Genomic DNA, 12,834 nt, shown 5'->3' with positions numbered 1-12,834 from the left:
GAGTGTACCAGTGCTTCTTATTCGTTGCCTGCCCTTATGAATAACACGTCTTTTGTGTGTACATCCGTAAGCGCATGACTTGATCTGCGAATGCCCGGAATCCAGAGTAATTTGCCTGACCCATCAAACAGCAATGGATACAGCTCTCTCTTTAGCGGAGCAACTTTCTCGTCAACGAACATATCTTGCACTTTTTTCGAACCATTTAATCCTAAAACCTGAATTCTGTCTCCCGGCTGCCGATTTCGAACAACGAGCGGATACGTTAGTTCCGACGCATCAAAGCAGGCTTCATAACGCGATGCAGGCTTACAACTTTCTAACGCTGATGTATAAGCAAACTCAAATGTCCACCCGCATTGCTCGATCGCCAGGCTAGCTTTATCCCTTCCCACCTCGCACAAATAGACACTCGCTTCTTTGGATACATGCTGTGGCACTTGAATCCACCGCATTCTATCATATTCACGAGCGCAGCAAATGCCGGCACCAGCATCGATTCGCCAAGTTGCAGGCGCATGAGTGGAAGCAGCAAGCCTCATCGTCTCAATCTGCTCGAAAGATATCTTTTCCGTTTCCTTAGAAAGATAACTTAATATTAGTTTAATCAATCTCCTTTGTAAAGCGACGTGGAGACCATGCAAATCGTCGCAGCTTATCGCGCATTCATTGGGGGATAACGTAACGAGCTGCGCAAAGAACGCTTCGGTTTGTTTCTCCATCCATTCGTCTTCCGCACCCGCTACTTCAGCAAGTCGTTGAAGGGATTGGGATATGTGCGGATTATGCTTTGATAAATACGGTAAAATATCTAACCGAATGATGTTTCGGAAATAATGGCGTTCCTTGTTACTGCTGTCCGTGCAGTAAGGAATTTGGTGTTCTTCGCAGTAACGCAGAAGGTCTGACTTGTTCATACGAAGCAGCGGCCTGATAAGTTCCACGTTTTTTTCTCTTCTTTTACTGAGAATTCCCGCCAAACCAGTTAAGCCTGTCCCACGAATGACGCGCATAAGGACGGTTTCCGCCTGATCATCTGCATGATGGGCGAGCGCGATACGCGAAGCTCCATATCGGGTCGCGATTTCATGCAAAAAGCCGTACCGCCTCTCGCGTGAGGCAGCTTGTCCATTCATTCGGGTTTCTTCTATATAAGACGGCATGTCGAACGTTACCGTCTCACAAATGACCCCTAGCTGCTGCGCAAATTGCTTAACGACAATCAGCTCATGCGCCGACTCCTCTACTCGAAAGCCGTGATTCACATGAGCTGCAATAATGGAGATTTCATTGCTCTTCGCTACAGCAGACAGCATATGCAGCAGCGCCATCGAATCTGGACCTCCGGACACCGCAACAACAATACAATCCCCTTTCGACCAAAGCCTGCGGTCTGCAGCTGTTTTCTCAAGCTCGTTTCGCAGATTCATAGGTTGTACCTCACCTTCACTTCCCGTTGCGTGCTGCCGCTACAGCACATTGCGTATGAGCCAGTAAACCGACGTTCCAAGCAAGACCGCTGAAAGAGCAGCAAGCCCCTTTAACCACCCTGGTGTAGCAGAGGGTCTATGCGTGTCTCGTCTATGCATCAGTAAACGCCAAGCCGCAGAAGCCTCACCCGCGTCCGAATACTGTCCTGCAAAAGCTTTACGCAGCCATCCGGCAACTGGCTTTAATACCGAACTGGATTCAGCGATCTGGATGAGCTCCATAGCTGAGCGATTTTGCGGCAATAGCTCCACCGTTAACTGATGAAGCCGTTTTGGTTCATGCAGCTGTATGCAAAGCACACCAAACGAGAACAAATCGTAACTCGGATCAGCAGATCGCGAGCCTTCATTCCAGTAGCCCCGATCATAAATTTCAGTAAATTGGCGAACGGCTTTGCCTGCTGCAGTCACCCCGCCGAAATCAACCAGCTCAACATGACCATAATCGGCAACGAGCACATTTTCCACCTTTAAGTCGCCGAACACCCATCCTGCTTGGTGCAGCTTCGTCAGCTTGCCCAGCAGATTCAAGCCAACTAACGGAAACCACTCCGAGCCGTGCTGCTTTAGGTAATCGTCCAGCTTAGATCCCAGTACATAGCGCATAATATAAAAAGGATATTCCTTTCCATCCGGACCATACAAATCATCTACGTCGAACAAAAAGGATTCCTGCCCGTATTGCTTCTGCTTGGCGATCGACTGCAGCACATTGATCTCCGATTGCAGATCGAGTGCATCTAAACCGAGCTTCATCGCATACCAGCTGCGATCACGCTGTACGAGATATACTTTACCGTTTGCGCCCTCTCCAAGCAACCTCTCTATCCGGTAACGCCCTTGTTTCCACTTGCCAACCACCACCATGCCACGGCGAAGATCAACTTTAAACGACGTAGTCACTCATCATCCCATCCGTTTCGTCTCTGCTCTGTCTACCATAATCGCCCTGGCGATAAAAATCAATGACATGCATAATCGCAGGGCCCGTCGGCGTGGTTCCGCCCATTTGCAGTTTCGGAAAGATGGCGTGAACACCATTCAAGTGACTCGTCCAGCTCAAATCCATCAAACAGTCATCCCCATGTCTTGAGCCTGGGAAATGAAATACCGAGATTTCACTTTTTCCTTGTCTCGCTTGCAGGCTGAGCATTAAATCGCGTATAGCCTCCTCCACAGCCGCCAGCTTTGGCTTCATGCTGGCGCTGGCATCAATAAGAAGCGCCACTCGCAAATTTGATGTCTCCCCCAGCTCGTCGATAACACGTACAACATCGCCACGCTTCTCCGGTGACAATGCTTCGATTGAGCCGTTGCCAAGCACCTGCTTCAATTCCTTCTGAACTGCTAATTGAATCGTCTGCACAACAGTCTTCCGAGTCATCATCTGTACCGTCTGCGACAGCTGACGCATATTTACCATCCTGCTTAGACCGCCGCCCGCACGCGCAATCTCATCAATCTCAGCCGCGCCAAGCTCACCTACATCGCCATGATCGAGTACGCCTACTACATTTACTGAAATTCCTTCCGATTGTGCATGTGCAGCCGCTATGACTGGACTTAGACCCACATTAGAGCATCCATCTGTAATCAACAATATTTGCTTCATAATGATTACCCTCCTCAAGTGTTTGAGAAACAAACACAGCATCGTAAGCACGAGCCAAGTGTTTGAGAAACAAACACGGCATCGTAAGCATAGGCTTAGCGTTTGAGAATCAAACGCAGCTTCGTAAGCATTGGCTTCGCCCTTTGCCTTTCTATTAGCTTTGCCTTTTTTGAGAGGGATAAACAGCTAGACTAGTTAAAAAATGATATTTACACATATAACAAACCAAAATTACTTGTATTAATAAGGCACATCCATCCACTCACTGAAAATAGGTTTGATATTCATAGCAATATGTATAACTATTTTGTTTGAGCATTTACTATGTACCACAGTTGAAAATCACTAAACTTCATATGCCCCTTTATCTTTCATCGGTCGTAATTGAGTGATAAATGAATGCAGCAACAAATTGATGTTTCAAAAATAAAATCTACGTGTATGTATTAATATTAGTGTGAATTCCGCTTCGCGGGTCAATTCAACAGAGCATGTCATGTCTTTGTTACGTTAAAGCTTTTATGTACTATACGCTCGCTATTATGTAACAAACAATAACAATAGCCCATTTCCTGTCAGCGTGAGTCAGCCGACAACAAATAGGCTACTGCTTGCTCAATGAATATCATAGATACAAGCTCACCGTTCAAGTATCCATTCATCATTGTTTTAAATTTATAAATGATTTCACAGTCCATATTTTATTTCTATACTCAGCTCACCGTCCTTGGACGCTCCATGCGCGTCACACCCGGAAAACGGAAGGATGCCCATTCTGGCAAATGCTTATCGATACGTGCTACAAGCACGGTCATATCATCAATAATCTCTCCATTATGATGACGAACCACCTTCTCAAGCAGCGCATCCGCCATTTCCTGCGGATCATCTGTCGCCAGCTCGCTAATAATTCGCTTCATCCAGAGCTCTTTATTAACAGCAAGGCCCGGCGCATCATAAATGCCGTCACTCATCATGACTAGCGTGTCGCCCGATTGCATTTGCATCGACACGAAGTCGACATCAATATCTTGAAGAATGCCAATCGGCAAATTGTTCGCTGTTATCGGAATAACCTCATTTCCTCGTTTAATAAAGCTTGGCGTTGATCCTATTTTCATAAACGTCGTTTGCGCCGTATACAGATCAACGATCGCTAAATCGACGGTAGCAAATACTTCATCAGATGAGCGCAATAAGAGCACCGAGTTAACTGACTTCACTGCCAGCTTCTCATCCATGCCTGACTGCAGCAGCTGCTGCAGAATCGACAATGCCGCGCTGCTTTCCTGACGCGCACGCTCACCATTGCCCATACCATCGCTGATCGCAACTGCAAACTTGCCATTTCCAAGCTCCACCATACTGAAGCTGTCGCCAGACAGCAGATCTCCTCCTTTAGCTGCACCAGCTATGCCCGTCTCCACCTCGTACTGCTTGGCTGAGCCAAACGCGACCAGGGACGGCTCACCGCTTCTCGTTGGGGAGTGCTCCGATTTCACTGCAATATGCTCTCCCAAAATATCACTAAGCAGCGGCGCGATTATTTTTCGGCACTCATCATAGCCTTGTCCAAACGTATGATACACCTCTATATCCACATTCCCCTCCTCTAAGCTCACAATATCAATTCCCTGTACGGATAAACCGAGTCCTTCCACCGCCTCTCGAATTTGCTCCTCCTGCAGATGAAGCGTTTGTCCCTCCCTTTTAATTTCTTTCGCCAAATCCTCCATTACTTGCGATACACCCTGCAATTGATCCGCTACAAGCTGACGGGAGTCGCATATTTGCTTCTTCCAGTGCATATTATTTTGATATAGCTCGTACTGCTGGCTCATATCCACAAGAACCTGCGACGATTTCACGCAATGCGCCGACCACGCACGCGGTATTTCCTTAGGGGAAGGAACACACTTCTCCTCAACGACCGTCATCATATCGGTCATCATTTTGTACGTATGAAAAAACTTGTCCTCCCAGCAAGCATTTTGCCGATGGCAGCTGGCACAGCTGCGTTCAGCAACCGCATTCATAAAATGGCTGATCTCATCCTCCCTTTTAACCGTTGTAACGCTGCTATTGAGCTGGCCAAAGCTCTTTGACAGCTGACGAAACACTTCTGAGTACTGTGATACGCGGTCTGCAGTCACCTCACGTACTCGCTTCGCATAATCATGCTGCGATTTGGCATGCTCATTCGTACCCGGCACATACCGTGATATCGTGCGGATCATAATACGCGGCGTCAGCATAAGCAGCGTTGCGGCTGCTACCGACTCCCAGGTTGAGCTCATAACATCAGCCTGGCTTCCTACATATATGGATAAAATCGATGTTCCAAGCAACATTCCGAATGCCGCTGCCATTTTGCCGCCATCACGCAGCAGACCAGCCAGCAAGCCCGCAAAAGCGAGTAAGCTCATTTGAACGACTGCACCAAAATCAGCCAAGCTTAGAATGAGTCCTGCAACCACACCGACCGAAGCGCCAAGCGGCGCACCCCCTGCTAAAGCAAAGAGGAGCAGCATATAACGTGACATCACATGCTCTACCGACATTCCGTAAAACACCCATCCAACCGCCCCCGTCATAACCGACGCGAGTAAAATCATTAAACAAATGATTTCCTCGTTTTTGAGAGAAGCTGATTTTTTGGTCATCGTAAGCACCGGTATCGCTTGTATGAACACCAATGTGAGCACGAAACCAAGCGCGGCCTCCACCACAACGAGCATGAAATTGTACCAGCTCAGCTCGTCCCCTATAAACACGCTGAACATTTGCACCATTAACGTTGATGCGAACACTAGAATGGGCGCCGACGACAGTTCTGCCCTCTCGTAGGTTTCTAATCCCTTTAGAAAAAGAAAGAGTACAGCAATCTCCATCGCAATCCACATCGGGGCAGGATCAGCTGCAAACCAGCTCCCGGCTACTAAGGATATCGCTACCCACGGGTAAATATCCCTTCTCATAAAGTAAATAACGGCGAAATAAGCAATGGCAAACGGCATCAGCGATTCGAGTATAACCGCTCTTCCGAGCAAGAAAGCTACACCTACGAGTAGAAACGTCCACTTTTTTGCTAAAATGACTTGAATGAACCGCCTTGCAGCCGCCCATTCCCGACCTTTCTGCAACATCGTCTGAGCTAGTCCTAACCGTTTCATACCTGGAAGCACAACCGCGTTTTCCTTTTCCATGAGCAGACACCACCATTCCGAATGTAATGTGTTTTTCATTATAGGAGGTTGTCCGCATAAAGTTTGTCAGTTAAAGCAACTGAATTGTAAATTTTTTCCGACAAAAATAAATGGCATTGCGGTCATTGTCATTTCACTGTCAAACATATATCCCGTATGGGATTTCAATGCCTCCTGCCCAACCAAATCACACAGGTCCGACAACAAAATATGTGTTGTGTCCTTTCGAAATGATGGCGAATCGAGGTTGTAATGTGTCGGGAATGATGGAGGATTAGAGAAAAGTATTTTTTTTACGATTCTGCGCGCTTTACAAACGACATTGACCGTGACAATTAGAGGCTCGTCCAAACATTCACCAGCATATACGCAGTCTTATTGTCCTGCTTCGACAGCAACCTGTATACGCTTACTCATTATCGCGGGGAATATTGTGCAGCTGGACGCAAAAAAAGCAGAACCGGTTAGGTTCTGCTTCATGTATAATGTTATGACGATTCAGCTTATACTCGCTTGGCACCGCGTCCGCCGCGTTTGCCCTCCGTATTCTTCTTCAAAGAGGAGATGCGCTCTTCGCTGTCTTTCAGGAACCGTGACACTTTATCCTCGAATGACGGTTTACCGTATGCCGGTCTGCCAGCCGATTGCTTGTTGAAGGGACGTCCGCCGCCACCACCACCGCCACCGCGGTTGAAACGTTCGCCACCACCACCACTACCGCCAGTGCTTCCACCGCCGCCTCCGCTGTGACGCTCGCGTTGTTGTGGCGCTGGTTGGCCTTCTGGCCGGTCAATGGCTTGCTTAATGGAAAGCCCGATCTTTCCGTCTTTGTCCACGTTGATCACTTTGACTTTCACGACATCGTCGATCTTCAGGTGATCCTTCACGTCTTTGACGTAATTATCAGCAATTTCCGAAATGTGAACAAGACCCGTGACACCTCCCGACAAGTCGACAAATGCCCCAAAATGCGTAATGCCTGTCACTTTTCCTTCTAACTTAGCGCCCACTTCAATTGCCATAAAATAAAATGTTCCTCCCTAAAAGTTATGCGAAGCAAAACTGAATTCATAAGCATATGCTAAAAGTTTTGCGAAAACGCTATTAACGTGATTATAACCGAACCGTTCAAGTAAGGTCAACAGACGTTCACCCGAATTGACGCCCTAATTAGTCACTGAAAATTTGCTGCTCGCCCTTCTTTACCATGCCCTGCTCTTTTGTTGCTAGCTGTTCGATATATTCTGGGTCGTTTAATCGTTCAATTTGACGTTTAAGCTCCTCGGTTTCTTTGGTGGTAACATCAAGCTTATCTTGAATTGTAGTCAGCTTCAAACCTGTTGCGTTCTTCTGCTGCATTTGGCCAAAAATTGTATACCCCGCCCAGCCCATAAATAGCACGATGAACATCATCCATAGTTTGAACCGGCGTTTTGTGCCAGCATTCCCTGGCGTTTTATTCTCAGCTGCTTTTGCCATGAGCGGTGTTACCTCCTAAACCATTTGCTCCACAATCGAGCTATTCGTTGTCCAAATCCTCTCAGCTTGCCAACTAATTGCCATTTGGCAGCGTAGCGCGATAGCCACCGTCCAAGCGGACGAATGACTGGACCTGCCATCCAAACAAACAATTTCCAAAATGGACGGACTAATTGTATCACAATTTTTAGAGTGAAAATAGTGAGCGCAGACCCAAATGCCAAAATTACCTTTACCAACTTATAGAGCAGTAAAATCGGCTTAACGATAAGAATATCCAGGCATTTTAGCAAAATTTGGATTAGTTTGCGAACGGCTCCGATGATCCATTTTACGACTTGAATAACGATTCTGCTAAAAAAGAAATAATAGATGACCATCCCAATAGCCAGTCCGATAAAAACGTACGCTCGCACCTCGCCATTGTTGCTAGCGTACAGTACCCGAAAGACGATCAATGCCGCTGCCATCCAGTAAACGACATCAAGCACCGGAAGCCACCAGCGCGGAAGCTTGAGCTCATTCGTCACGACTCGGTAGCCGTCGAATACTGTTCCCATGCCAAGGCCTGATAATAGCATGACCGCCATCGTTAACCATTGCATATTAAGCGTCACTTAAATAGCTTCCCGAACAACCCTTTGGATTTAGAGGAGGAATTGTTGCTGTCCATATAGGCGAGCGAATGGACGAGTCCTTCAATAGTTACCATTCCCTGTTCAAGGCTAAGAAGCTTCATATGCAAATTTTGGCCCTTAACCTCCAAGAAGCCAAGCTCTGTTTCGAGTAAAAACTCTTCGCTGTCAAAGCTCTCTACGTTTACGACTCCGGTAAGCTCCAGCAGCTTGCGATTTAGCATTTTGACTTCCTGACGCTTCTGCCCCTTGCCTTGGTCAACCATAGACTCGTCCTCCGCTTCGTTAACATGTCTTGGCGTAAACGGCTACAGCCGAGCTAGTGCGGCGCAGCATACGTTTCGCGTTCAAATATAAGAAGGGCATAGGCGTAAAGCTTATCCTGTCTTATATGTTAAGACTAGCTTATGGGGCGTGGACGAGAATTAGAACCTAATCTGCTTGATTCATAGCATTCAGCGCTTCGTCGTTTCTTTCTGTATATACCTGTAGAAAAACTAGCAGTAGTACAATGGTTACCAACTGGTTGAATAGGCTATAGCATAAATCAAATATCGTCGCGGTTATCCATGATTGATTCACAAAGAGAGAGAAAATAAAAACGATAATGCTGGTAAGCACTATGACCATAACGTATCCGCCCATCGCATAGCCTACAAGCTTGAAATAACGCCCGCGTGCCAAATCACGGCTAACTGTCATCGGATTTATCCGCGATGTATCAGCAATAGAAACAATAATAGGCATCAGCATCAGCCATACAGCAAACAAGAAACCCGGAACAATAAATACGATAAATCCCGCAATTACAATGACGCCGTGTAGAAAAGTATACACAATCATGCGCGGCCATTTGCGAAGCCCCCGCAGAATGGGCTGCACAATGCCACTGCTATTCCCCGTCATTTTACCAAGTATGTAATAGATAATCATCGGCGTGATGACACATAGGAAAAATAAACTGGTCACACTGTCCATGCTGTTGGCGGGCATATAAATAAAGCCGTCTTCCGGTTCAAAATAGTAATAGTTTTTAATAGCCTCAACCGGAATCGTAATTATCGCTGTTAAAAATAGAATGGGTACAATGTTTTTGAAATAGAGAGCACAAGCATGCGCAAGCAATGAAAAACCCTTTCGCCGATACTCGGGAATGGGCAGCTGCAGATGATTCATCGAATAGTCCTCCGAGTATATAAACATAATTTATGATGTTGAAACAGGGAATCTCGTAAAATTTAGAAGCTACTTATTGGGCATAAAAAAAGACTGCCTGCAAGTATTATGCTTGTAGGCAGCCTTGTTGTTATTGCGGTACTTCCCAGTCGAGCGTATTCTCGCGCTGGCGTTGCTCTTCTTTCACCAAGGTATACAGCTCTCCGGCTTCATCCTTACGGGTCGTCTCCGCAATTCGCTCAACGCGAACGGTTACGATTTTTTGACCGAACTGGATTTGGAGCTCATCACCGACTTTGACGGCGCTGCTAGCTTTCGCTTCGCGGCCGTTGATCCATACGCGACCTTGCTCGGATACATCCTTCGCAACGGTACGGCGTTTGATCAGCCGGGATACCTTAAGAAATTTATCTAATCGCATAGATTATTGGATAGCTTCTTTCAACTTGTTGCCTGCTTTGAATGCAGGAACTTTTGCTTCAGAAATTTCGATTGGAGCGCCTGTTTGCGGGTTGCGGCCAGTGCGTCCAGCACGTTTGCGAGTTTCAAAAGTACCGAAGCCGATCAATTGTACTTTATCGCCACCAGCAAGTGCATCTGTTACTTCGCCCAAGAAGCCGTTAAGTACTGCTTCTACGTCACGTTTAGTCAAACCGCTTTTTTCTGCAATGTTGTTGATCAAGTCTGTTTTGTTCATTATAAAATCCTCCTAATTTTTAACCATTATTTGTGGTCGACGCTTGTGGCGCCGCCTTTGCTTCCCATTTTTACTCTCACGAAGAATACTTATTCTGCCTTGTAGCAAATAAATCCTGCCGCTATTTGAAATTTTTTTGCGTTTGTTGCGGAATAAAGGCGATTCATGACGAATTGCAAGCTAGGATTGACGCTTTGCCTCTTCCCACCAACGATCCATTTCTGTTAAATCAGTCTGGTCAAAATTTTTACCGCTTATACGAAGCTGTTCCTCAATATACTCAAATCTACTGCGGAATTTTTTGTTCGTGCGGGAAAGCGCCTCTTCCGGATCAGCATGGATGAAGCGCGAGGCATTGACGACTGCAAACAGCAAATCTCCAAGCTCAGATGCCTGCTCCTCTTCCGATTGCGAGGTTATCGCTGCGCGCAGCTCTGCAAGCTCCTCTTCAATCTTGGCAAGCACTGGACCAAGCTCGTCCCAATCAAAACCTACCTTAGCCGCTTTTTTCTGAAGCTTGTAGGCTTTCATGAGTGCTGGCAGATCTGGCGGAATGCCATCCAGCACCGATGTACGCGAAACATCGGTTCCTTTAATCCGTTTTTCCTCAGCCTTCATTTGTTCCCAGTTAACCAGCGCCTCTTCCGAATTGCTCGCATCAACGTCCCCAAATACATGCGGATGGCGGAAAATAAGCTTCTCGTTAAGTGATTGTATCACATCATAGACGGAAAATGCGCCAGTCTCTTCTTCCATTTGGCTATGAAGCATCACTTGCAGGATAACATCGCCAAATTCCTCCTGCATAGCATCCGGATCATCATTATCGATGGCTTCAAGCGCTTCATACAGCTCTTCGATAAAATTTTTACGGATAGACTGATGCGTCTGCTCCTGATCCCAAGGACAACCTTCAGGGCTGCGAAGAATAGATACAATCTCATGCAATCGCTCAAAGGAACGATTGCGAAGCGCTGCATCATCAGAGCGCGGTACCCAAATCAACGATAAATTACCGTAACCAGGTGTGCGATCAAGCTCGTATAGCGGAACGCGAATGATCTGCTGCTGGGACGCAACACCAAGAGCATGCCCTACCACAACCTCGTAGTCATCGGGATAACGCTCCATAAGCGCAAGCTTAACATCAGATGCCGTGAAGGCATCATACACCTGTCCAATCAGAGTATGCAACTGTGGCTGCAACAAAGACGGCTGTAATTCAGCTGCATCAAGCAGCGCAAAACCTTCTATTGGATCGATTCCAAGACTAATAAAAGCTTGATCAAGGAAGCTTTCACCGCCGATAATTTGCAGCTCAATACCCGCTTCCGGACATTGCTCGCGCAGCAGCTGAACCGTGCGTTCAGCCACCATTGGGTGCCCGGGAACCGCATAAATAATAGGCTCGTCCACGCTTGTGCTCATGCTTTTCGCTTCGGAAATAAGCGCCTCGGCTATTGCCTTGTACACATCCGGAAAGGAATCATGCTGCTCATACAAAGTATCAAATGAGGTATATTCCATACCGATTTCCAGAAGCATCGACATTGCAGGATGCTCAGCCGTACGGACAAAAATTTTCTTCGCTGCTTGCAGCCTGCGCCATACGCCAAGCGTCATTTGGTCAGGATCACCTGAGCCGAGCCCAACAACAGTAAGATATGGGGTTGCCATTGTGGTAAAGCCTCCTTAACTATTCATTCGTATTATGGTCGAAATTTGATGGAGTAGCTATAATGCCAGCGGCTTGCAAAAGACCTTTTGGGGTCGTTTATAGGGATTGAAACGAGTTCGGAAGTGTATTCGGTAAAGAGCTCGCATGCATTCGAAAATGAGTTCGAAAACGAGCGCACATACATAAAAACACGACTAATCATCGTTTATTTTTGCTCAAAAATCAATAATGAACCAATTTGACATAAACTTCAATATAGCCGTAAAAAATGCTTGCGATTAGCATATCACACTGGATGTTCATAGTTGAAATAGTCAATTAGTAGGAAACAATATGGGATATGGATATAGCGGATAGTTTAGTCTCAATGACATATATCTATCAAAAATAGTTCATCAATTGAGAGAGTTGTTGATCAGAATAAATGAGCTGGTGACCAGGTTTATTGCCCGTGAAACTAACCTATTTAACAGAATTATTTATAAAAATATGTAATGATTATGCAATAACCTCTACTAATTCTGCTCATAATTGCTAGATTCCTAGAGATTGTTATAGATCTAGAAACTAGATCTATTTTCTTCAAAATGACCAATATTGCACAAGTAAGTGCAGATATTAGTCTTATTTTGCGACGCTTTCTGCCAATGGGCAGCAGAGGTGCGGAATGGATGGAAATAGGACTAGAATTTAATTCTATTCGCTTCGGAATGAGTTGAGTCCATATAATTGTGTAAAATGAAGAACTTCATAAAAAGTAAGCCATGAAGTAAATACTCATCTAGAAGAAGTTGCCTAGACCATTCCAGAGGGGAGTATTTATTCATGGCTCAATATCAGGTTACACTAGATCACCAATTA

At 46.1% G+C, this 12,834-nt stretch carries 12 protein-coding genes; all 12 read right to left on the bottom strand.

What is annotated here, in order from left to right; all coding sequences use genetic code 11:
• Positions 1–17: 17 nt before the first annotated feature.
• The 12 genes from tilS to yabN all read right to left on the bottom strand — a co-directional run bounded on the left by tilS (position 18) and on the right by yabN (position 11,972).
• Positions 18–1,430: a tRNA lysidine(34) synthetase TilS gene (tilS, locus tag AC1DOV_RS32725; RefSeq protein WP_477551994.1), complete on the bottom strand. Its 1,413-nt coding sequence runs from the start codon at positions 1,428–1,430 to the stop codon at positions 18–20.
• Between the two features lie 39 nt (positions 1,431–1,469).
• Positions 1,470–2,393, bottom strand: coding sequence for a protein kinase domain-containing protein (locus AC1DOV_RS32720; protein WP_477551993.1), 924 nt, complete (start codon positions 2,391–2,393; stop codon positions 1,470–1,472).
• Positions 2,377–3,102 (bottom strand): vWA domain-containing protein, encoded by a 726-nt coding sequence (locus tag AC1DOV_RS32715; RefSeq protein ID WP_477551992.1) that lies wholly within the window; start codon positions 3,100–3,102, stop codon positions 2,377–2,379. The genes AC1DOV_RS32720 and AC1DOV_RS32715 overlap by 17 nt, the downstream gene beginning before the upstream one ends.
• A gap of 713 nt (positions 3,103–3,815) precedes the next feature.
• Complete coding sequence (gene spoIIE, locus AC1DOV_RS32710) at positions 3,816–6,308, bottom strand: stage II sporulation protein E (RefSeq protein ID WP_477551991.1); 2,493 nt, start codon at positions 6,306–6,308, stop codon at positions 3,816–3,818.
• Between the two features lie 503 nt (positions 6,309–6,811).
• Positions 6,812–7,330: a S1 domain-containing RNA-binding protein gene (locus AC1DOV_RS32705; RefSeq protein WP_076271298.1), complete on the bottom strand. Its 519-nt coding sequence runs from the start codon at positions 7,328–7,330 to the stop codon at positions 6,812–6,814.
• Positions 7,331–7,478: 148 nt separating this feature from the next.
• Positions 7,479–7,787, bottom strand: a complete 309-nt coding sequence (locus tag AC1DOV_RS32700) for an FtsB family cell division protein (protein ID WP_076271297.1) — start codon at positions 7,785–7,787, stop codon at positions 7,479–7,481.
• Between the two features lie 8 nt (positions 7,788–7,795).
• Positions 7,796–8,404 (bottom strand): spore cortex biosynthesis protein YabQ, encoded by a 609-nt coding sequence (gene yabQ, locus AC1DOV_RS32695; RefSeq protein WP_441885243.1) that lies wholly within the window; start codon positions 8,402–8,404, stop codon positions 7,796–7,798.
• Positions 8,401–8,688 carry a sporulation protein YabP gene (gene yabP, locus AC1DOV_RS32690; protein ID WP_076271295.1) on the bottom strand — a complete coding sequence of 96 codons (288 nt, stop codon included), beginning with the start codon at positions 8,686–8,688 and terminating at the stop codon, positions 8,401–8,403. The genes yabQ and yabP overlap by 4 nt, the downstream gene beginning before the upstream one ends.
• A 166-nt stretch (positions 8,689–8,854) precedes the next feature.
• Entirely contained in the window at positions 8,855–9,598 is a 744-nt protein-coding gene (locus tag AC1DOV_RS32685) for a YciC family protein (RefSeq protein WP_477551990.1), read from the bottom strand.
• Positions 9,599–9,728: 130 nt separating this feature from the next.
• Complete coding sequence (locus AC1DOV_RS32680) at positions 9,729–10,019, bottom strand: RNA-binding S4 domain-containing protein (protein WP_076271293.1); 291 nt, start codon at positions 10,017–10,019, stop codon at positions 9,729–9,731.
• A gap of 3 nt (positions 10,020–10,022) precedes the next feature.
• A complete protein-coding gene (locus tag AC1DOV_RS32675; RefSeq protein WP_053373361.1) occupies positions 10,023–10,295 on the bottom strand; it encodes an HU family DNA-binding protein in 273 nt (90 codons plus the stop codon).
• A 180-nt stretch (positions 10,296–10,475) separates the two neighbouring features.
• Positions 10,476–11,972, bottom strand: coding sequence for a bifunctional methyltransferase/pyrophosphohydrolase YabN (gene yabN, locus AC1DOV_RS32670; protein WP_441885247.1), 1,497 nt, complete (start codon positions 11,970–11,972; stop codon positions 10,476–10,478).
• Positions 11,973–12,834 lie beyond the last annotated feature (862 nt).

Source organism: Paenibacillus sp. 01T47 (genome assembly GCF_056398245.1).
The sequence above is the reverse complement of the archived record's forward strand: the minus strand, read 5'-3'. Positions and strand labels throughout refer to the sequence as shown.

What these genes read in the sequence shown, in the direction of transcription:
- AC1DOV_RS32685 (WP_477551990.1), bottom strand. Translation starts at nt 9,598, where the DNA reads ATGAATCATCTGCAGCTGCCCATTCCCGAGTATCGGCGAAAGGGTTTT.
- tilS (WP_477551994.1), bottom strand. Translation starts at nt 1,430, where the DNA reads ATGAATCTGCGAAACGAGCTTGAGAAAACAGCTGCAGACCGCAGGCTT.
- yabN (WP_441885247.1), bottom strand. Translation starts at nt 11,972, where the DNA reads ATGGCAACCCCATATCTTACTGTTGTTGGGCTCGGCTCAGGTGATCCT.
- yabP (WP_076271295.1), bottom strand. Translation starts at nt 8,688, where the DNA reads ATGGTTGACCAAGGCAAGGGGCAGAAGCGTCAGGAAGTCAAAATGCTA.
- AC1DOV_RS32700 (WP_076271297.1), bottom strand. Translation starts at nt 7,787, where the DNA reads ATGGCAAAAGCAGCTGAGAATAAAACGCCAGGGAATGCTGGCACAAAA.
- AC1DOV_RS32675 (WP_053373361.1), bottom strand. Translation starts at nt 10,295, where the DNA reads ATGAACAAAACAGACTTGATCAACAACATTGCAGAAAAAAGCGGTTTG.
- spoIIE (WP_477551991.1), bottom strand. Translation starts at nt 6,308, where the DNA reads ATGGAAAAGGAAAACGCGGTTGTGCTTCCAGGTATGAAACGGTTAGGA.
- AC1DOV_RS32680 (WP_076271293.1), bottom strand. Translation starts at nt 10,019, where the DNA reads ATGCGATTAGATAAATTTCTTAAGGTATCCCGGCTGATCAAACGCCGT.
- AC1DOV_RS32715 (WP_477551992.1), bottom strand. Translation starts at nt 3,102, where the DNA reads ATGAAGCAAATATTGTTGATTACAGATGGATGCTCTAATGTGGGTCTA.
- AC1DOV_RS32705 (WP_076271298.1), bottom strand. Translation starts at nt 7,330, where the DNA reads ATGGCAATTGAAGTGGGCGCTAAGTTAGAAGGAAAAGTGACAGGCATT.